The sequence below is a fragment of the Sphingosinicella soli genome, from assembly GCF_014199685.1.
GTDB lineage: Bacteria > Pseudomonadota > Alphaproteobacteria > Sphingomonadales > Sphingomonadaceae > Sphingosinicella > Sphingosinicella soli.
This window is the reverse complement of record NZ_JACHNZ010000009.1, coordinates 13,032-33,107: the sequence shown is the minus strand read 5'-3', so window position 1 is coordinate 33,107 and position 20,076 is coordinate 13,032. Positions and strand designations below refer to the sequence as shown.

16 protein-coding genes and 1 other RNA gene are annotated in these 20,076 nt (G+C 66.6%); 10 read left to right on the top strand and 7 right to left on the bottom strand.

Going from position 1 to position 20,076, the window contains the following annotated elements; translation table 11 throughout:
* The first annotated feature begins 46 nt into the window (after positions 1–46).
* Genes GGQ98_RS05185 through GGQ98_RS05170 form a run of 4 tightly spaced genes read left to right on the top strand, consistent with a single transcriptional unit; the run spans position 47 to position 7,292 of the window.
* Positions 47–1,204 (top strand): efflux RND transporter periplasmic adaptor subunit, encoded by a 1,158-nt coding sequence (locus GGQ98_RS05185; protein ID WP_184066149.1) that lies wholly within the window; start codon positions 47–49, stop codon positions 1,202–1,204.
* Positions 1,201–4,365: an efflux RND transporter permease subunit gene (locus tag GGQ98_RS05180; RefSeq protein ID WP_184066146.1), complete on the top strand. Its 3,165-nt coding sequence runs from the start codon at positions 1,201–1,203 to the stop codon at positions 4,363–4,365. Before GGQ98_RS05185 ends, GGQ98_RS05180 begins: the two co-directional genes overlap by 4 nt.
* Positions 4,358–5,755: an efflux transporter outer membrane subunit gene (locus GGQ98_RS05175; protein WP_184066143.1), complete on the top strand. Its 1,398-nt coding sequence runs from the start codon at positions 4,358–4,360 to the stop codon at positions 5,753–5,755. Before GGQ98_RS05180 ends, GGQ98_RS05175 begins: the two co-directional genes overlap by 8 nt.
* Before the next feature lie 46 nt (positions 5,756–5,801).
* Entirely contained in the window at positions 5,802–7,292 is a 1,491-nt protein-coding gene (locus GGQ98_RS05170) for an ATP-binding protein (RefSeq protein WP_184066140.1), read from the top strand.
* A gap of 6 nt (positions 7,293–7,298) precedes the next feature.
* Here the strand turns inward: GGQ98_RS05170 and GGQ98_RS05165 are convergent, their stop codons facing one another.
* From GGQ98_RS05165 to GGQ98_RS05155, 3 genes are read right to left on the bottom strand one after another with little or no spacing between them, the layout of a single operon-like run.
* A complete protein-coding gene (locus GGQ98_RS05165; RefSeq protein WP_184066138.1) occupies positions 7,299–8,522 on the bottom strand; it encodes a dihydrolipoamide acetyltransferase family protein in 1,224 nt (407 codons plus the stop codon).
* Positions 8,523–8,533: 11 nt separating this feature from the next.
* On the bottom strand, positions 8,534–10,615 hold the full coding sequence (locus GGQ98_RS05160) for an alpha-ketoacid dehydrogenase subunit alpha/beta (RefSeq protein ID WP_184066134.1): 2,082 nt from the start codon (positions 10,613–10,615) through the stop codon (positions 8,534–8,536).
* 12 nt (positions 10,616–10,627) lie between these two features.
* Positions 10,628–11,812: an amino acid aminotransferase gene (locus tag GGQ98_RS05155; RefSeq protein ID WP_184066131.1), complete on the bottom strand. Its 1,185-nt coding sequence runs from the start codon at positions 11,810–11,812 to the stop codon at positions 10,628–10,630.
* Between the two features lie 134 nt (positions 11,813–11,946).
* On the opposite strand from GGQ98_RS05155, the gene GGQ98_RS05150 reads away from it, so the two are divergent.
* Complete coding sequence (locus GGQ98_RS05150; RefSeq protein ID WP_184066128.1) at positions 11,947–12,399, top strand: Lrp/AsnC family transcriptional regulator; 453 nt, start codon at positions 11,947–11,949, stop codon at positions 12,397–12,399.
* Here GGQ98_RS05150 and GGQ98_RS05145 read toward each other — a convergent pair.
* On the bottom strand, positions 12,396–13,373 hold the full coding sequence (locus GGQ98_RS05145; protein WP_184066125.1) for a bile acid:sodium symporter family protein: 978 nt from the start codon (positions 13,371–13,373) through the stop codon (positions 12,396–12,398). The genes GGQ98_RS05150 and GGQ98_RS05145 overlap by 4 nt on opposite strands.
* Before the next feature lie 55 nt (positions 13,374–13,428).
* Positions 13,429–13,542 carry an entericidin A/B family lipoprotein gene (locus GGQ98_RS05140; protein WP_184066122.1) on the bottom strand — a complete coding sequence of 38 codons (114 nt, stop codon included), beginning with the start codon at positions 13,540–13,542 and terminating at the stop codon, positions 13,429–13,431.
* 240 nt (positions 13,543–13,782) lie between these two features.
* Between GGQ98_RS05140 and rnpB the strand changes: the two genes are divergently transcribed.
* An RNA gene (gene rnpB, locus GGQ98_RS05135) (RNase P RNA component class A) lies at positions 13,783–14,160 on the top strand.
* Here the strand turns inward: rnpB and GGQ98_RS05130 are convergent.
* Positions 14,161–14,607, bottom strand: a complete 447-nt coding sequence (locus GGQ98_RS05130; RefSeq protein ID WP_184066119.1) for an NfeD family protein — start codon at positions 14,605–14,607, stop codon at positions 14,161–14,163.
* A gap of 10 nt (positions 14,608–14,617) precedes the next feature.
* A complete protein-coding gene (locus GGQ98_RS05125) occupies positions 14,618–15,595 on the bottom strand; it encodes an SPFH domain-containing protein (protein WP_424141348.1) in 978 nt (325 codons plus the stop codon).
* Positions 15,596–15,672: 77 nt separating this feature from the next.
* Between GGQ98_RS05125 and GGQ98_RS05120 the strand changes: the two genes are divergently transcribed.
* From GGQ98_RS05120 to tesB, 4 genes are all read left to right on the top strand, one after another.
* A complete protein-coding gene (locus tag GGQ98_RS05120; RefSeq protein WP_184066113.1) occupies positions 15,673–16,518 on the top strand; it encodes an HpcH/HpaI aldolase/citrate lyase family protein in 846 nt (281 codons plus the stop codon).
* Between the two features lie 62 nt (positions 16,519–16,580).
* Positions 16,581–18,707 carry a TonB-dependent receptor gene (locus tag GGQ98_RS05115; RefSeq protein WP_184066110.1) on the top strand — a complete coding sequence of 709 codons (2,127 nt, stop codon included), beginning with the start codon at positions 16,581–16,583 and terminating at the stop codon, positions 18,705–18,707.
* Positions 18,708–18,780: 73 nt separating this feature from the next.
* Positions 18,781–19,203 carry a methylmalonyl-CoA epimerase gene (mce, locus tag GGQ98_RS05110; protein WP_184066107.1) on the top strand — a complete coding sequence of 141 codons (423 nt, stop codon included), beginning with the start codon at positions 18,781–18,783 and terminating at the stop codon, positions 19,201–19,203.
* Positions 19,203–20,075: an acyl-CoA thioesterase II gene (tesB, locus tag GGQ98_RS05105; protein WP_184066105.1), complete on the top strand. Its 873-nt coding sequence runs from the start codon at positions 19,203–19,205 to the stop codon at positions 20,073–20,075. The genes mce and tesB overlap by 1 nt, the downstream gene beginning before the upstream one ends.
* Position 20,076: the final 1 nt, after the last annotated feature.

Here is a 20,076-nt window from a genome sequence, read left to right as displayed (position 1 = left end):
CTTGGCAAGATCGGTATCCCGGTTTCATCCCCGCGACGGAGTTTTCATGCGTAACAACCGATGGCTGGCGGCAGCGGCACTGGCCGCCTGCATAGGGCTCGCGGCCTGTTCGGACGGAGCGCCCCCGCCGCCGCCGCCGCCCGAAGTCGAGGTTGTCACGGTCCGACCCCAGCCGATCGCAAACGTCATCGAATTGCCGGGCCGGGTGCAGGCCATTCGCACGGCGGAGGTGCGGGCGCGCGTCAACGGCATCATCGAACGCCGCCTTTTCAGCGAAGGCACGGATGTGAAAGCCGGGCAGGCCTTGTTCGCCATCGATCCGCGCGAGATGACCGCATCGCTGAACGCCGCGCAGGCCGCACTCGCCCGCGCGCAGGCGACCTCGGCGAACGCTGCGCAGGATCTGCAACGCTACCAGGGGCTGATCGCGGACCAGGCGATCAGCAAGCAGGAATATGATGCGGCCGTCGCGCGGCTCGGCACGGCGCAGGCTGATGTGGCTCAGGCGCGCGCGCAGGTCGAATCGGCGCGTCTCAGCCTCGGCTACGCGACGGTGCGTGCGCCCATCGCGGGCCGCGCGGGCCGGGCGCAGGTCACCGAAGGCGCGCTCGTCAGTGCGTCGCAGGGGACGCTGCTCACCACGATCGAGCAGATCGATTCGATCTATGTGAACTTCGCGCAGTCGAGTTCCGATCTCCTCGCGGTCCGCCGCGGTGTCGAGAGCGGCGAACTGAAAATCCCCGATATCGGCCGTCTGGATGTCGAACTGATCCTGGAGGACGGCACGCCGTATGATCAGGTCGGCCATATCGATTTCCTCGACCTTTCGATCGACGAGGCAACCGGCACCGCTGCGCTTCGCGCCGAATTTCCCAATCCGAAACAGGCCTTGCTGCCCGGTCAGTTTGTCCGCGCAAAGATCGGTGCCGGAACGCGCGCGGATGGAATTCTCGTGCCGCAGCGGGCGGTATCCGTCACCGAAGCCGGCGGCAGCGTTTTCGTCGTGGGTGCCAAGGATACCGCTGCGGTGCGCGCGGTGAAGCTCGGGCGTCTTCAGGGCGGAAACTGGGTGATCGAGGACGGGCTGCGCGCGGGAGACCGCGTGGTGGTGAGCGGCCTGCAGGCTGTTCGCCCCGGCCAGCCGGTGCGCATTGCCGGCGCCGCGTCCGCGAAGGCGGCCGAGAAGGCTTCCGGCTCGAAATGACCCCGCGTTTCTTCATTGATCGCCCCGTCTTTTCGTGGGTTCTGGCGCTGTGCATCACGCTTGCGGGCGTGCTCGCGCTTCGGGCGCTGCCGATCGAGCAGTATCCGTCGGTTGCACCGCCTTCGCTCAGCATAAGCCTGACGTACCCCGGCGCCGATGCAGCGGTGCTCGAACAGAACGTCACGCAGATCATCGAGCAGCAGCTGAACGGCGTCGAAGGCTTCCTCTACATGTCGTCGACGAGCCTTTCGAACGGCACGGCCTCGATCACCGTTACGTTCAGCACCGGCACCGACATCAACGAAGCACAGATGGAGGTGCAGAACCGTCTGCGCCGCGTCGAGCAGCGGCTTCCCGAGGAGGTTCGCAGGCAAGGCATATCCGTTGCGGAGGCCAACGCAGGCTTCCTGCTGATCGTCGGGCTCCAATCGAAAAGCGGCGAAACGGCGGCCCTTGATCTCGGCAATTTCGCGAACAGCCGCGTCGTCGACGAGCTGCGCCGCGTACCGGGTGTGGGCGAGGTGCAGGTGTTCACGCCGCCCTACGCCATGCGCATCTGGCTCGATCCGCAGAAGCTCGCGAACTACCGCCTTTCGGCGGCGGAGGCGCTTGCTGCGGTTCGGGAGCAGAACAGCCAGTCGCCCGGCGGCGCGCTCGGCGACCGGCCGCTTGCGAACGGCAGCGAGCTGAACGCCACGATCGTCACGCAAAGCCGCTTCACGAGCCCGGAACAGTTCGCGGCGATCATCCTGCGCGCCAATCCGGACGGGTCCGCCGTGCGTCTGCGCGATGTGGCGCGTGTCGAACTCGGCGCCCAGAACTATCTGTTCGATTCCGAACTCAACGGAAATCCGGTGGCGGGCATCGCCGTGCAGATGACGACCGGTGCGAACGCGCTCGCCACGGCGCGCGGTATCAACGAGCGGATGGAGGCGCTGGAGCGCAGCTTCCCTTCCGACATCACCTGGTCGATTCCCTACGACACGACGCCGTTCATCAATGTCTCGATCGAGGAGGTGGTGAAAGCGCTCGGCGAGGCGATGGTGCTCGTCTTCCTCGTGATGTTCCTGTTCCTGCAGAACTGGCGTGCGACGCTCATTCCCACGATTGTCGTTCCCATCGCGCTGGCGGGCGCGTGTCTCGGCCTCTGGCTCTTCGGGTTTTCGATCAACGTGCTGTCGCTGTTCGGCATGGTGCTCGCCATCGGCATTCTCGTCGATGATGCCATCGTCGTCATCGAGAATGTCGAACGCATCATGGCCGAGGAAAAACTGTCGCCCTACGACGCGACGGTCAAGGCAATGAGCCAGATCACATCGGCGATCGTCGGCATCACGCTGGTGCTGATGGCGGTGTTCATTCCGATGGCGTTCTTTCCGGGTTCGACCGGGCAGATCTATCGCCAGTTCTCGGTTACGCTCATCGTGTCGATCGGCTTTTCCGCGCTGCTCGCGCTGACGCTGACGCCTGCGCTTTGCGCCACGTTCCTGAAACCGCATACCGACGTTGCCGATCGGCAGGGCCGGTTCGCCCGGGCGACGAACGGATTCTTCGATCGGTTCAACCGCTGGTTCGCTCGCTCGACGGATCGCTATCAGGGCGTGGTCGGAAAGGTTCTGTCGCGGCCGCTGCGCTGGCTCGCGGTGTTCGTGCTGCTCTTCGGTCTCACTGCGATCATGTTCACGCGGCTTCCCGGCGGATTTCTGCCCACCGAGGATCAAGGCAGCATCATCACCGTGGTTCAGGCGCCTGCGGGCGCGACACGCGAGCGCACCGAGGAAGCGATTGTTCAGGTAAAGGCCTTCTATGCCTCGCAGCCGCAGGTGCAGAACGTGTTCGTCGTTCGCGGGTTCAGCTTCTTCGGGCAGGGGCAGGGCAACGCCATCGTGTTCGTGACCCTGAAACCATGGGGCGAGCGCAAGGGTGTCGAGAACAAGGCGGATGCCATTGTCGGGCGCGCCATGGGCGCGTTCATGCAGATCAAGCAGGCGATGGTGTTCGCGCTCAATCCGCCTTCGATCCAGGAACTCGGCACGGCGGGTGGTTTCACCTTCATGCTGCAGGATCGCGGCGGCAACGGGCACAAGGCGCTTACCGCCGCGCAGGGCCAGCTTCTCGGGCTCGCGGCGCAGAGCCCGATTCTGGCGGGCGTGCGGCCCGATGGGCAGCCCGAAGCGCCGCAGCTTCGCGTCCTCATCGATCGCATTCAGGCGCGCGCGCTCGGGCTCTCGATCGGCGACGTGAACGATACGCTCGCGATCTCGTTCGGCAGCGCTTATGCGAACGACTTCACGCGCGACGGCCGCGTGCTGCAGGTGTTGCTGCAGGCCGATGCACCGTTCCGGATGACCCCGCAGGACATACTCGATCTCAAGGTCCGCAGCGCCTCGGGCGACATGGTGCCGTTCGGCGCCTTCACGCAGGTGGAATGGACCGCAGGGCCCCAGCAGCTTCAGCGCTACAACGGCTACCCGTCGATGACGATATCGGGCGCAGGTGCTCCCGGCCGCTCGACCGGCGAAGCGATGGCCGAAATGGAGAGGCTTGCCGAGCAGCTTCCCGAAGGTTTCGCCTACGAATGGACCGGCATCTCCTACGAGGAGAAGCAGTCCGCAGGCCAGATCGGCATGCTCCTCGGCCTGTCGCTCGTCGTCGTGTTCCTGCTTCTGGCGGCGCTTTATGAAAGCTGGGCGGTGCCGCTGTCGGTTCTGCTCATCGTGCCGCTCGGTGTCCTCGGCTCGGTGCTGCTGACGGCGATGCGCGGGCTTTCGGCGGATATCTATTTCAACGTCGGCCTCGTCACGATCATCGGCCTTGCCGCGAAGAACGCCATTCTGATCGTCGAGTTCGCGATCGAGGAGGAAGCGAAGGGCAAGTCGCCGCTCGATGCGACGATGGAGGCGGTGAAACTTCGCCTGCGCCCGATCATCATGACCTCGCTGGCGTTCATCGGCGGCATGTTCCCGCTGTTCATCGCCAGCGGCGCAGGCGCGGCGAGCCGCCGTGCGGTCGGCACCGGCGTGATGGGCGGCATGATCTCGGCGACGCTGATCGGCATCTTCCTGATCCCGCTGTTCTATTACGTGGTGCGCCGCTGGGTCAGCCGCCGGCGCCCGCCCGCCCCCGGCGAGCTTCGCGATCGGGGTGCCGCCGATGCGTAAGCTGCTGATCCTGTCCGCGCTTCTCGTTTCCGCGTGCCAGATGGCACCCACGCACGAACGCCCCGCACTTCCGACCGCGGCGGCCTATCCGCTGTCGCCGGACCCGGAAGACGGCGCGCGCGCGCAGGCCGTGGGTTGGCGTGATTTCTTCGCGGATCCCGCGCTGCGCACGCTGATCGGTACGGCGCTCGAGCGAAACCGGGATCTCGCCGTCTCTATCGGCCGGATCGAGGAAGCGCGCGGCCTCTATCGCATCCAGCGCGCCGACCGGCTGCCCACGATCGCCGCGAGCGGCGATACGACGCGAAGCCGGGGCCAGATCGTCACGCCTGCGGGCGTGGCGGTGGGGGAGCAGGACCGCTTTTCCGTGGGCGTCGGCGTTTCGGCGTTCGAGCTGGATTTCTGGGGCCGTATCCGCAACCTCTCCGAAGCGGCGCGGTTGCAGTATCTCGCCACCGTGCAGGCCGAACGGTCCTTCCGGCTCAGCCTGATCCGCGATGTCGCAACGACATGGTTCGCGCTGCGCGAAACCGAAGAACGCATCACGCTTGCCGAGGCGACCGTGAAAAGCCGCCAGGACGGCGTCCGCATCGCAGAGCGCCGACTCGACGCGGGCGTCACCTCCGCGCTCGATTTCCGGCAGGCCGAATCGCTCCTCACGCAGGCCGAAACAGAGCTTGCAGGCCTCCGCCTGTCGCGCAGCCGCAACGCCAATTTCCTCGCCGTGCTCGTCGGCGGTTCGCTTCCGGAAACCCCGCCGCCGCTCGCCCTCGCCGAGCAGGACGGCTTCCCGCGTCTGGCGGCTGGCCTGCCGTCGGATCTGCTGACGCTGCGGCCCGATATCCTCGGTGCCGAAGAAACACTCCGCGCCGCGCGCGCCAACATCGGTGCGGCGCGCGCCGCGTTCTTCCCGACGATCTCGCTCACCGGCACGCTTGGTTTCGCGTCGAACGAGCTCGATTCGCTCTTCGATGACGGCAGCTTCAACTGGAGCGTCGGCCCGGCACTGAACCTGCCGATCTTCGATTTCGGCCGTCGCAAGGGCAACCTCACCGTCGCCGAGGCGCGCGAGGACATCGCCGTTGCGCAATACGAACAGACGGTGCAGCTTGCCTTCCGCGAGGTTGCCGACGCGCTCGCCGGGCGCCGCTTCCTTGCCGAGCAGATGCTCGCGCAGATGCGCGCGACCGAAGCGCAGCGCCATATCGCGCAGCTCGCCCGCACCCGCTACCGCGAGGGCGTCGTCGGCTATCTCGAAGTGCTGGACGCGGAGCGCAACCTGTTCGATGCCGAACAGGCGCTCATCACCGCAAGCCGCGCCGTGCTCGACAATCGCGTCACGCTCTACGTCGCGCTCGGCGGCGGTCTGGTCGAGGGCGGCGGTTCCTGACTTTGGGGGCTTGCACGCGGTGCGTGTCCTCTCCCAAAGAGAGGGTATGACGGTCACCATTGATATCGGTAACGATCGGTCCGGACAGTCCGTGCCGATCGACCTCCAGGAATTGCTTGCAACCCGCCTGCTCGTTCAGGGCAACTCGGGCTCGGGCAAGTCGCACCTGCTGCGCCGCCTGCTCGAAGAAAGCGCCGGCAGCGTGCAGCAGGTGGTGATCGATCCCGAGGGCGATTTCGTCACGCTCGCCGAACCGTTTGGCCATTCGGTGATCGAGGCGGCGGACTACGGCGAGCGCGAGATCGGCCATTTCGCCGCGCGCGTGCGCGAGCACCGCGCGTCGGTCGTGCTCAATCTCGAAGACCTGGACGTTGAGGCGCAGATGCGCTGCGCCGCCACCTTCCTCTCGGGCCTGTTCGATGCCCCGCGCGAGCAGTGGTATCCGGTGCTCGTCGTCGTCGATGAGGCGCAGCTCTTCGCGCCCGCAGGAGCAGGCGACGTGTCCGACGATGTCCGCCGCGCCTCGCTCGCCGCCATGACCAACCTGATGTGCCGGGGCCGCAAGCGCGGTCTTGCGGGCGTCATCGCGACGCAGCGCCTGGCCAAGCTCGCCAAGAACGTCGCCGCCGAAGCCTCGAACTTCCTGATGGGCCGCACCTTCCTCGATATCGACATGGCGCGCGCCGCCGATCTGCTCGGTATGGAGCGGCGTCAGGCCGAAGCGATCCGCGATCTCGATCGGGGTTCGTTCCTTGCGCTCGGCCCTGCGATTTCGCGGCGTCCGGTGCCCGTAAAGATCGGCGCGGTGCGCACGCAGGCGCGCGGCAGCGGGCCGTCTCTGGCGCCGCTGCCCACCGATGCGGCGGAGGTGCGCGGGCTCATTTTCGCGCCGGTGCCCGAGGATGCGCCGCTCCCCGCGCCCCCGCCGCGCACGCCGGTTCCCGCAGAAACGCTGCTGCGCCGCGTCGCGCAGGAGCTTCGCCCGGCCGCGCCCGTCCCCGAGGGCCCGCCGCCTGACCCGCAAGCCGTGGGCGCCATCATCGCGGACGTGCTCGCGGCCATGCTAGAGGAAGAGGGCAGCGAGCACCGCACCCCGAGCGTTCTGTTTCAGGATTTTCAGGTCCGCTGCCGCATGGCGGGCCTCGCCTCGCCCCCGCTCGATCTCGACGGTTTCAGCCGCCGGCTCTCGTGTGCCCGCGCGGGCATCGCGAACCCCGAACATGAAGACTGGCGCGATGCAATGGCGCTCGCCGACACGCTCCCCGCCGAAATGGTCGGTGCGTTCCTGCTCATCGCGCATGCGGCCCGCGAACGCCTGCCGTGCCCCGAAGACACGGCGATCGCCGCCGTCTACGGCACAAGCTCACTCGGCCGCGTCCGCCGTCTTCTCGGCTACATGGAAAGCACCGGCCTCATCGTCAGCCGCAACGACCTCTCCGGCAACCGCACGATCAGCATCCCGCAACTCAGCTGCGCAACCGCGCCCTCGGCAACCTCCGGCCCGCGCGCTGCACGGCGGCGACTCGCGAACGGCTGAGAACGCTCAGGCGAGCGGCCAATTCTCCAGCACCTCGACGAATTTGCTCAGCCACGTGTTCGTCTGATGCCCGTCGACGACGCGGTGGTCGATGGTGAGCGACACGTAAGCCATCGGGCGGATCTGGATCGTGTCCACGCCGCCGACCTCGCGCACCACGACGCGCTTCTCGGTCTTGCCGATGCCCAGGATCGCGGATTGCGGCTGGCTGATGATGATCGGCGCGGCGAGCAGCGAGCCCGAGACGCCGTGGTTGGAAATCGTGAAGGTGCCGCCTGAAACGTCGCCGCCGGTCAGCTTGCCGTCACGCGCGCGCGCGATCATGTCGGTGAGGCGCTGTGCGATCCCGAGCAGCGAGAGCGCCTGCGCGCCCTGCACGACCGGCACGATCAGGCCCTTGTCGCCAAGCGCTGTCCCGACACCGATGTTGATGTCGTCGTAGATCTCCAGCCGGTCGTCGAACCAGCGGCTGTTGATCGCGGGCGCGGCGCGCATCGCCTCCACGCACGCGGCGATGAAATAGGCGGTGAAGGTCAGGCTCGCGCCCGAAGCGGCGAACGCATCCTTGTTCCGCTTGCGGTGCGCCATGATTGCCGAAAAGTCGCACTCGAACACGGCGGTGACGTGCGGCGCGGTGGTGACGGAGCCGAGCATGTTGCGCGCGATCGCGAGACGCATCCGGTCGTGCGGCACGCTGGTGACGCCGCCGCTCTTTGCCGGTGGCGGCGGTGGTGCGGCGGGTTTGGGTGTTTCGGTCTTCGCCGGGGCCTTGGCGCGCGCCTCGACATGGCGCTCCACGTCGTTGCGTGTGATGCGACCGCCGCGCCCGGTTCCGGTCACGTTGACGGGATCGACATCATGTTCCTGAACCGCGCGGCGCACGGATGGCGAAAGCCAGTTGGCGGGGGCAGGGCGCGCATTGTCATCCGCTGCGGTCTTCGGCGCCTCGGCGGCTTTCACCTCCGGCTCCGGCTCCGGCGCCGGCGGCGCGGCTTCATCCGCCGGGCGCAGTCGCCCGAGCAGCGCGCCGGGCGTCGCCTCCGCGTCGGTATCGAGCATGATTTCGCCGAGAATGCCGTCGGCGGGCGCAGGCACCTCCTGCGTCACCTTGTCGGTTTCGAGTTCGACGAGCGGCTCGTTTTCCTTCACGGCGTCACCGACCGCTTTCAGCCAGCTCCGTACGATGGCCTTGGTCCCCTCCTGTTCGTAGGGAACGAGAATATCGATCATGGGTCTGTCCTTCAGAAGCCGATGATGTCGTCGATCTTCGCGCGGATGCGCTCGACCGAGGGCACCGCCCAGTTGAGCAGCACCGGATTGTGCGGGCTGGGGATGTCCGGCATCGTCAGCCGCGCGACCGGCGCGTCGAGGTGCGTGAAGGCTTCGTCGGCCACCACGGCGGCGATTTCCGCGCCGAAGCCCGCCGTTTGCAGGTCTTCATGCACGATCAGGCAGCGTCCGGTGCGGCGCACGGAGGCAAGCACTGCGGCCTTGTCCCACGGCATCAACGTGCGCAGGTCGATCACGTCGGCGGAGCGGCCCTCGGCTGCCTCCTCGCAGCGCTGCACCATCGCGCCCCACGTGATGATCGTGATGTCGCTGCCTTCGCGCGTGTGTTTCGCCTTGCCGAACTCCAGCACGAAATCGTCGCCCGGATATGGCCGCCGCGCCCACGCATGGTCCAGCATCGCGCGGTGTTCGAAGAAGATCACCGGGTCGTTGCCGCGCAGCGCGCCGCGCAGCAGCCCCACGGCATCCTCGGCATTCGAAGGCACCGCGACCTTCCAGCCGGGGTTGTGGATGAACGCCACTTCGTTCGTCTGGCTGTGCCACGGATCGCCGCATTTGAAGAAGCCGCCGGGAATGCGCAGCACCATCGGCGCGGCGAAGCGGTTGTTGGTGCGCCAGCGCATCGTGCCGCAGTCGTTGATCTGCTCGGTGGCGGGCTCGGCATATTTGCGGAACTGGATTTCCGGCACGGGCATCAGCCCGGCGAGCGCCATGCCGACGGCGCGGCCGATGATACCTTCTTCCGAAAGGCTGGTGTCGAACACGCGCGCCTCGCCGAAGCGGTCCTGCAGGCCCAGCGTCACGGCATGGACGCCGCCCTTGGGGCCGATGTCCTCGCCGAACAGCACGACGCGCGCGTTGATCTCCAGCTCGCGCTCCAGCGTGCGGCGGATCGCCGTCACCATGTTGATGCGCTGGCCTTCGGGTCTGGGCTGGTCGGTGGAGGCAGGCGGCGTGTAGCCGTGTGCCCACTGTCCGCCGACGGTCTGGATGTCGCCTTCGAAGAAGACGTTGCGCATCACGGTTTCCGGGTCCGCCACCGGCCGCGCCTCGGCGCGCTCGCGCGCGGCTTCGGCATCGGCCTGCGCCTCGTCCTCGATCGCCGCCCACTCGCTTTCGGAAAGCAGAGCCGGAACGAGGTACGACTTCAGCTTCGGCAGCGGATCGCGCGCCCATTCCGAAGCGACGAAATTCTCATCCTTGTAGGTCTGCGTGTCCTGGAAGCTGTGGCCCTGCAGGCGGGGCACGGTAAGGCGGAGTAGCGCGGGGGCACGTTCTTCCCGCACATAGCGAACGGCTTCCTCGGTCAGCCGCGCGGCTTCCGCCGGATCGGTGCCGTCGCCGTCGATGATGCGCAGATCCTGCCACGACGCGAGATTGGCGGCGATGTTGCCGCCCGGCGTCTGAAACGACGAGGGCACGGAGATGCCGTAGCCGTTGTCCTCGATGTAGAACAGCATCGGCAGCTTCTGCGTGGTGGCGATGGTCAGCGCTGCCCAGAAACCGTTCGAGGCGACCGAGCCGTCGCCGCCGAGCACGACGGCGAGCGCGTCGTCATAGGCGGGATCCTTGATGACATCGCGGTAGTATTCGATCGCCTGCGCCCAGCCTGCGGTCGGTGTGTACTGCGCGCCGACGCCGCCGCACATCGGCAGCGCCGAGGCGCCGTCCGGGTTCGGGTAGTTGAACACCACGCCGATGTCGCGCCCGTCCGAATAGCCGCCCGCGCGGCCCATCGACGATCCGAGCGCGTCGGCCACATCGACGCCGAGCGCCAGCAGCAGGGGCCGCGAGCGGTAGTAGCCGCAGGTCGCGTCGCGGGGATTTTCCAGTTGGCTGCCGAGCAGGATCTGCGCCATGTCGTGCCCGCGCGCGGAGAATTGGTAGAGCACCTTCTTCTCGGGCACGAGCCGCTGCTCCTCCATCGCGTCGAGCGCGCGCGACAGGTTCAGCAGATAGGTGACGCGCCGCCAATCGACACGTTCGTCGGGTGCGTTGCGGAGCGGCGCCTTGAGTGCGGTTGCCTGGCCCATGATGTTTTCCTCTCAGCGAACGGCAGCAACGGCGGCGGCGAACGCGGGGATGGCGTCCGGCGTCAGTCCCGCCACGTTGATCCGGCCAGATCCGGCCATGTAAACAGCGTGAACTTCGCGCAGCGCGCGGATCTGTTCGGTGCTCAACGACAACATTGAAAACATTCCCGATTGCCGAGTCAGATCGATCGCCGGGTCATGCGCTGCGACAGCTTCGCGAACGCCGAGGATACGCAGCCGCATCGCATCGAGTTCCGCGCGCCAGCTTGCCGTCAGTTCGGGGCTGTCGAGAATGGTGCGCACGATGGCGGCGCCGTGATCGGGCGGCATCGACCAGTTGGCGCGCGCGAGCGCCAGCAGGTTGGACTGGATCAGTTCCGCTCTGTCCGAGACCACGAACAGGGCGCCGACACGCTCCCTGTACAGGCCGAAATTCTTGTCGCAGCTATACGCGACGAGCACTTCGGGATTGTGCGCAACGACCGCGCGCAGCCCGGCCGCATCGGCATCAAGCCCGTGTCCGAGGCCCTGATAGGCGAGGTCGACAAAAGGCAGCAGCCCCCGTTCTGCGATCAGCGGCGCAAGCGTGTTCCACTGCTCCACCGTGTAGTCGGCGCCCGTGGGGTTGTGGCAGCAGCCGTGCAGCAGGATCACGTCACCCCGTTCGGCGGCATTGATCGCGGCCAGCGTCTCGTCGAAGCAAAGCGCCTGCGTGGCGACATCGAAGTGCTTGAACGGCACGAGCTTCAGCCCGGCCGCCTCCATCAACGGCACGTGGTTCGGCCACGTCGGCGTGCCGACGAGGACACGCGTCCCCGCGCGGCCGCGCGCCAAAAGCTCCGCCCCCAGCCGCAGCGCGCCCGTGCCGCCCGGTGTCTGCACGCCGCAAAGCCGCGCGGCGTCCACGTCGCCGAAAATGATGGGCGTCAGCAGTTCGGCAAAGCGCGCATCGCCTTCCGGGCCAAGGTACGATTTCGTCTGCTGGTCCTTCAGCAGGATGGCCTCGGCGGCCTTCACGGCGGCCATCACCGGCGTCTTGCCGTCCGCATCGCGGTAGACGCCGACGCCCATATCGATTTTGCCGGGCCGGGGGTCGTCGCGGAACATGCCGATTAGCGCGAGCAGCGGGTCGGCGGGCTGGGCGCAAAGTCCATCCAGGATCGATCCGGTTTGGTGTGCTGTCGGTGTTTCGCTCATCCCATCATCCCCAATACGGTGTGTGAACAGGATAAGCGTAAAACGGCGAATACTTCTTTCAATATTCAACCGTTTTCGTGTATATGTGATGAGTTATCGCGAATTTGCCGGTGATTGTGAAATGAACGTGTCACATGGATGAAGTCGACCGCCAGATCGTCCGAATCATGCAGGAAGACGGCGGCATCAGCAGCGCCGCGCTCGGTGAACGCGTCGGCGCGTCCGCGGCGTCATGCTGGCGCCGTATCCGCAACCTAGAAAGCGGGGGCGTGCTGGGGCCGGTCGTGCGCCTTGTGAACCGCGACGCGGTCGGCAAGGGGCTCGATGTCGTCTGCCAGGTCCGCATCAAGTCGCACGAACGCGGCGCCCGCGAGGAGTTCGAGGCGTGGGTGCTGGCGCGCGAGGAGATCATGGAGTGCCTCTCCATGTCCGGCGAGTGGGACTATCAGCTGCGCGTCGCCGTCGCGGACGTCGGCGCCTACGAGGCGTTCCTGATGCGCAAGCTCTTGAACCACGCGGCTGTCGCCTCAACCGCCTCGCATTTCGCGCTCAAGCGGATCAAATACACGACCGCCGTCCCGGTCTAACCTTTGTAACCTTCGTGATCGGCATAGACGCGTGCGATCACGGCGCAGGCGATCAGCTGGATCTGGTGGTAGATGAGCAGCGGCAGCATGAGCATGCCGACGACCGGCGCTGCGAAAAGCGCTGCGGCGATGGGAACCCCGCTCGCGAGGCTCTTCGTCGAACCGCAGAACAGCAAGGCGACCTTGTCGGCGCGGGACATGCCGGTGATGTGTGCCATCCACAGCGAAAGCGCCAGAATCGCGCCGAGCATCACGACGCTGAGACCCGCGACGACGGCAAGGTCGAAGCCGGATACGCGCGACCAGAGCCCGTCCACGACCGCCGCGCTGAACGCAGTATAAACCACAAGCAGGATCGCGCCCCGGTCAACCTTGCCGATGATCGCCCCATGGCGCGCGATCAGCCCGGCGGTCAGCGGCCGCGACATGTGCCCGACGACAAAGGGAATGAGGACCGTGACCACGACCGAACGGATCGCCGCGAGCGTGTCGATCGCGCCCGTCGTCCCCTGGGCGTGGATCAGAAGCCCGGCGAGAACGGGGGTCAGAAACACGCCTAAAAGGTTGGAAAGCGAGGCGCTGCATATCGCGCCTGCGACATTGCCGTGACTGATCGAGGTGAAGGCGATCGCCGACTGGACCGTGGACGGCAGCACGGCGAGGAACATGATCCCCGCCTTGATATCGGCGCTCACCAGGCTTTCCGGCAAAAGCGCGATCAGCAGGCCGATACCGGGAAACGCGAGATAGGTGAGGCTGAGCCCTGCGACATGCAGTTTCACCGCGCCTGCGCCGCGCACGATTGCTTCGCGCGAGAGCTTGGCGCCGTGCAGGAAGAACAGCAGCATGATCGCCGCCTTCGCCGCCCAGGCGAAGGCGATCGCGGCGTCGCCACGGCACGGCAGCACGGTCGCGACGAGCACCGTCGCCACCAGCGCGATCGTAAAGGTGTCAGGGCGCAGCTTGCCGAGCATCCCGGTATCCTGAAATGACGACAGGTGCCCTACCGCACTCGGGCGCCGCGAACACCTAGTTTGCGGCGTCGGAAACCGTTTCGCCGGCCGATTGCAAATCCTTGCCCACGCCGCCGATCGTATTGCACGCTGCAAGCAGCAGCACCGCAGCCACCATTACGTAACGCATACCGCCTCCTGAAACCCTGCCTGCCGAAATCCCTGTGATCACGGCGATGCAATGCAGCTAGCCCCGCATCACGGGGAAGACAACTCGCTGCTTTCATCTGAACGCAGAATTTACGAACGAAGCGCTGCCCGGCGGGGTTGATGTTGTCGATGTAGTCGAGCGCGACCTGCATTGAAGTATCGGTCTTCTGTATGGCGTGATCTTGTCAATGGTTCGAAGCCGTCCTATCTCCCGGGGCGGTCAGAGGGTCGGACGGCCGCCGCGCCAGGGTTCGAAAGAACGGCGGGGAGGAAAGTCCGGGCTCCACGGATAGACGGTGCCGGGTAACGCCCGGCGGGGGCGACCCCAGGGAAAGTGCCACAGAGAGCAGACCGCCCGATGGCCTTGCGCCGGACGGCAAGGGTGAAAGGGTGCGGCAAGAGCGCACCGCGCGACCGGCAACGGAAGCGGCACGGCAAACCCCACCGGGAGCAAAACCGAATAGGGGCGGCGCATGGCTTATCCGGCCGGACCGCCCGGGTAGGTTGCTGGAGGCGGCGCGCAAGCGTCGTCCTAGAGGAATGGTCGTCGCTGCCTTTGCGGGCAGTACAGAACCCGGCTTACAGACCCTCTGACCGTTTATACGGGTTCGACGCGGAGCGTCGCGCCGTCGATGCCGGTGATGCGGACCATGCTGCCTGCGGGCGCGTCGGGGCCGGTTGCGAGCCAGGGCGAATCGCCCACCTGCACGCGGCCGCGTCCGTTTGCGATGGCTTCCACCACCTGCACATTCTGCCCCACCATGCGTTCGCCGCGCCGGTTGAGCCCGCTGTCGGTCGTTTCCACCGGATTGCGCTTCAGGAAATTCCGCCCCGCGAACACGGCGACGACCGAAAGGATGGCGAAGACCGCAAGCTGCAATTCCCAGCCGAAGCCGATCGCGAGCGTTATCACGCCGGTCGCGACGGCGGCGAGCGCGAGCCAGATCATGAAGATGCCGGGGGCGACGATCTCCATGATCGCGAGCACCGCAGCGGCGGCGAACCAGACCCAGTAGGTCATCTCGAAGTTCTGGAAATCCGGCATGGCCGCCTCCTCACGCCTGTTCGAACGGACCCGGACGGCGCGGGCGGGGCGCTGGTGCGGGCGGCGGCGGCGTATCGCCGCCGTCGCGCACGGCCTTCACCAGTTCGCCGATGCCGCCGATCGTGCCCACAAGGCTCGTCGTTTCCAGCGGCATGAAGATCGTCTTGGCGTTCGGCGAGTTCGCGAAGGCGTGCATCGCCTCCACGTACTTCTGCGCGACGAAATAGTTGATCGCCTGCGCGTTGCCCCCGGCGATGGCGTTCGACACCATCTCGGTCGCCTTGGCTTCGGCCTCGGCCTCGCGCTCGCGCGCCTCGGCGTCGCGGAAGGCGGCTTCGCGGCGGCCTTCGGCCTCCAGGATCTGCGATTGCTTCTGGCCCTCGGCCTTCAGGATTTCCGAGGCGCGCAGGCCTTCGGCTTCGAGAATCGCGGCGCGCTTCTCGCGCTCGGCCTTCATCTGCCGTCCCATCGCGTTCACGATGTCCTGCGGCGGGCGGATGTCCTTCACCTCGACGCGCGTGATCTTCACGCCCCACGATGTCGTCGCGTCGTCGACGACATGCAGCAGTCGCGCGTTGATCTCGTCGCGGCGCGACAGGGTTTCGTCGAGATCCATCGAGCCCATGACGGTCCGCAGATTGGTCGTCGTGAGCTGCAGGATGGCGACATAGACGTCGGACACTTCATATGCCGCCTTCGCGGCATCGAGCACCTGGAAGAACACCACGCCGTCCACCGAGACCATGGCGTTGTCCTTGGTGATGATCTCCTGCCCCGGGATATCGAGCACCTGCTCCATCATGTTGACCTTGCGGCCGATCCTGTCGATGAACGGCAGGATCAGCGTGAAGCCCGGTTTCGCCGTCTGCGTGAAGCGGCCGAAGCGCTCGATCGTGTACTCATAGCCCTGGCGGACGACGACGACCGCGCTCCAGACGAACACGACGGCAAGCGCCGCCAGAAAGATCACGAAAAGCCCGCCGCCCATATCCATCCCCCATAAATCGTTTGCCCACAGCGATATTGGACCGCCATAGCACGAATTCCACAGGGAATCTTAATGCCATGACCGATTTTCGTGCTTACCGCAGCGTTCTCTATCTTCCCGCCGCCAACGCGCGCGCTGTCGAGAAGGCGCGGACGCTTGCTGCCGATGCGGTGATTCTCGATCTCGAAGACGCCGTCGCGGCCGATGCGAAGGCAGGCGCCCGCGCCGCCGCCGCCGAGGCGGTGACGGCGGGCGGATGGGGAAGCCGCACCCTCGCGATCCGCGTGAACGGCATCGGCACGCAGTGGTGCGAGGCGGATTTCCAGGCGGTCGCCGCCGCGCGGCCCGACGCCGTCGTCGTGCCCAAGGTGAACAGCGCCGCAGAGGCGGCGGAGGCGGTTCGCCTTGCGGGCGGTGTGCCGGTGTGGGCGATGATCGAGACCCCGCGCGGCGTGCAGGCGGTCGATGCGATCGCCGATACGCCGGGCGTCGCCGCGCTCGTCGTCGGCGCCGCCGATCTCGAAAAGGATCTCGGCTGCCGTGTCGGGCCCGCGCGCGGGGAAATCCAGTATACGCTGCAGCGCGTCGTCATTGCGGCGCGCGCCGCCGGCATCCGGGCTTTCGACGCGATGTATCCCGACATCAAGGACATGGAGGGGCTGGAGACGGTGACGCTGCAGGGCCGTGCGCTCGGCTTCGACGGCAAGACGCTCATCCATCCCGCGCAGATCGAAACCGCGAATCGCGTCTTCTCGCCCTCCGCTGCCGAGGTCGAGCAGGCCCGCCGCATCGTCGCGGCGTTCGAGGCGGCGAAGGCGGAGGGGAAGGGCGTCGCGACGCTCGACGGCAAGCTCGTCGAAGTCCTCCACGCCGCGCAGGCGCGCGATCTGATCGCCTTTGCAGAAAGCATCGCTGCACAGTAATTGACAAGATATAACATTACATTCTAAACGGCCTCCCAACAGATAAAAGGGAGTTCGTGGTCATGCGTTCGATGCTTCTCGCCGCGTGTGCGGTTCAGGTTCTTGCGCTTCCGGCGCTTGCGCAGACGTCCGGCGAGCAGAGGCGCGACGATCTGCATGCGATCGGCGACGATATCGTCGTCACTGCACCTTACGCCCGCTCGCGCGCCGACCTGCTGTCGGGCACATCGGTGATGACCGAGAGCGACCTGCGCCAGGCGCTGCAGCCGCAGATCGGCGAGGTGATCGCGCGCCAGCCCGGCGTTTCCGCAACCAGCTTCTCGCCCGGCGCCTCGCGCCCCGTACTGCGCGGCATGCAGGGCGAGCGCATCCGCGTGCTGACCGACGGCATCGGCTCGATCGACGTTTCCAACACATCGGCCGACCACGCCGTGACGATCGATCCGATCACCGCGCAGCGCGTCGAGATCATTCGCGGCCCGGCCTCGCTGCTTTACGGCTCCTCGGCGATCGGCGGCGTCGTCAACGTGCTCGACAAGCGCATACCGCGTGCGGTTCCCGAACACGGCGTGCACGTCGATGCGATCGGCAGCGTCGCGAGCGCGGCCAATGAGGTGAGCGTCGCGGCGGGCATCGACGCCGCGCTCACCGACAAGATCGTCGTCCATCTGGACGGCAGCTGGCGCGATACGAACAACCTGCGCATCGGCGGCTACGCGCTTTCCCCCGATCTGCGCGAGCATGCGCTTGAGGAGGCTGCGGAAGGCGACGAGGAAGCGGCCGAGGCCGCCGGCATTCGCGGGCGCCTGCCGAACAGCTTCACGCGCACCAAGACGGCGGGCGGCGGATTGTCGGTGATTACCGATCGCGGCATGCTCGGCTTCTCCGTCGGCTATTTCGAGAGCCGCTACGGCGTGCCCTCGCGCCCCTCGGTCGGCGGACATGACGATCACGACGACGACGACGACCATGACGACGATCACGACGATCACGACGACGAGGAAGGGCACCATGACCACGGCGATGTCAGCATCGGGCTGAAGCAGTGGCGCGCCGATGTGCGCGGCGAGGTCGAGCTCGGCGAAGGCTTCCTTGACATGCTCCGCGTGCGCGTCGGCTACGCCGATTACACGCACACCGAATTCGAAGGCGACGAGGTCGGCACCGTGTTCGACAACACCGGCGTCGAAGGCCGCGTGGAGATGGTGCAGGCGAAGCGCGGCGTATGGAACGGCGCGTTCGGCGGCCAGTTCTACATCCGCGATTTCTCCGCCGTGGGCGCCGAGGCGTTCCTGCCGCCGAACGAAACCGAGCAGCTTGGCCTCTTCACCGTGCAGGAACTCGATCTCGGCGCGCTCGGCGTCGAAGCGTCGGGCCGCTACGAGCGCACGAACGTGAGTTCGAACGCCGTGGGCATCAGCCGCCGGTTCAACGCGCTCTCCGCCGCGCTCGGCGCGCGTTACAAGCTGACGGACGACATCAGCATCGGCATCAACGGTTCGCGCGCCGTGCGCGCGCCGTCCGCCGAGGAACTCTTCTCGAACGGGCCGCATATCGCGACGCAGGCGTTCGAGATCGGCGATCCCACGCTCGAAAAGGAAAAGAGCTGGGGGCTGGAGGCGTTCCTGCGCGGCAAGTCGGGCGGGTTCAGCTTCTCGCTCGGCGCGTTCGCCAGCTGGTTCAAGAACTACATCTACGAGATCGACACCGGCCTCGAGGAAGAGGAACTGCCGGTCTTCCAGTACGCGCAGGGCGACGCCACGTATTATGGGCTTGAAGCGGAAATCACCGCGCCGCTGTTCGATGCGGGCAATTTCCGCGTCGTTGCCGACGGCGTTGCCGATTATGTGCGCGCCAAGATCGATTCGGTCGGCGCGGCGCCGCGCATCCCGCCGCTGCGGGTGCTCGGCGGGATCGAGGCGCAGTCGGATCTCGTCACCGGCCGGGTCGAGGTGGAATGGAGCGACAAGCAGACGCGCGTTGCCGCGTTCGAAACGTCCACGGGATCACACACGCTCGTCAACGCCGCGGTGTCGTGGCGCGTGCTGGGCGCGGAAGGCCCCGCGACGCTGCAGCTTTCGGCGAACAACATCTTCGATGTCGATGCGCGCCGCCACGCCAGCTTCACCAAGGATTACGTGCCGCTTGCGGGCCGCGACGTGCGGGCGACGCTCAGCTTCAGCTTCTAGCCGGTTGCGTCCGGCGGTCACGCAGGGCTAAGGGCCTTCTTCGCAGATGCAACATGCGGCGAAGGAGGCCCAGATGATCGGACGCTTGAACCATGTCGGGATCGCAACCCCGTCGATCGACAAGGCCGTCGCCGTCTACCGTGATCTGCTGGGCGCCACGAAGATCGGCGAAAAATTCGCGCTGCCCGCGCAGGGCGTGTGGGTCTGCTTCGTGGATACCCCCAACAGCCAGATCGAACTGATCGAGCCCTACGGCGAGGATTCGCCGATCCACGGTTTCCTGAAAAAGAACCCGGCGGGCGGGCAGCATCACGTCTGCTTCGAAGTGCCCGACATCATCGCCGCGCGCGACGACATGCGCGCGAAGGGCGCGACCGTGCTCGGCACCGGCGAGCCGCGCATCGGCGCGCACGGCACGCCGGTGATCTTCATTCACCCGAAGGACATGGGCGGTGTCCTTGTCGAGCTGATGGAAACCCCGAAGGACGCGCACTGATGCGCCCGGAAGAGATGGTCGCCGATCTCGTCTCGGCGCTCGATCTCGAACGGATCGAGGAAAACCTGTTTCGCGGCAGCAACATGCCCGAAGGCTTTCGGCGTCTGTTCGGCGGGCAGGTGATCGCGCAGGCGCTGGTGGCGGCCAGCCGAACCGTGGCGGCGGACCGTCCGGCGCACAGCCTGCACGCCTATTTCATGCGCGAAGGCGATGCGAGCGTTCCGGTGGTTTATCAGGTCGAGCGCGACCGCGACGGCAAGAGCTTCTCGACGCGGCGCGTGATCGCGATCCAGCACGGGCGGCCGATCTTCAACATGGCGGCGTCGTTCCAGATCGAGGAAAAGGGCCTGGAGCACCAGTTCGACATGCCCGACGTTCCGGACCCCGAAACGCTGATGAGCGACGCCGAGTGGCGCCGTCAATTCATCGATCAGGTGCCCGAAGCGCATCTCGAACGCTTCCTGCAGGAGCGCCCGATCGAATTCCGCCGGGTCGAGTCTTCGGTTTCGGGGAATAGCGCGCCGCGTCCGCCGCGCCAGAACATCTGGTTCAAGGCGATGGCGCCGGTGCCGGACGATTCCGCGCTGCACGCCTGCATGCTGGCCTATGCGTCCGACATGACGCTGCTTTCGACTTCGCTGCTGCCGCACAACGACGCCGGGTGGGATGACCGGATTCAGGTCGCCAGCCTCGACCACGCGCTGTGGTTTCATGCGCCGTTCCGGATCGACGACTGGCTGCTCTACGCGCAGGACAGCCCGCGCGCATCGGGCGCGCGCGGCATGAATCGCGGGCTGATCTACAACCGGGACGGGGTTCTCGTCGCCTCGGTCGCGCAGGAAGGGCTGATCCGGAAGCGCGATCTCGCCTGAG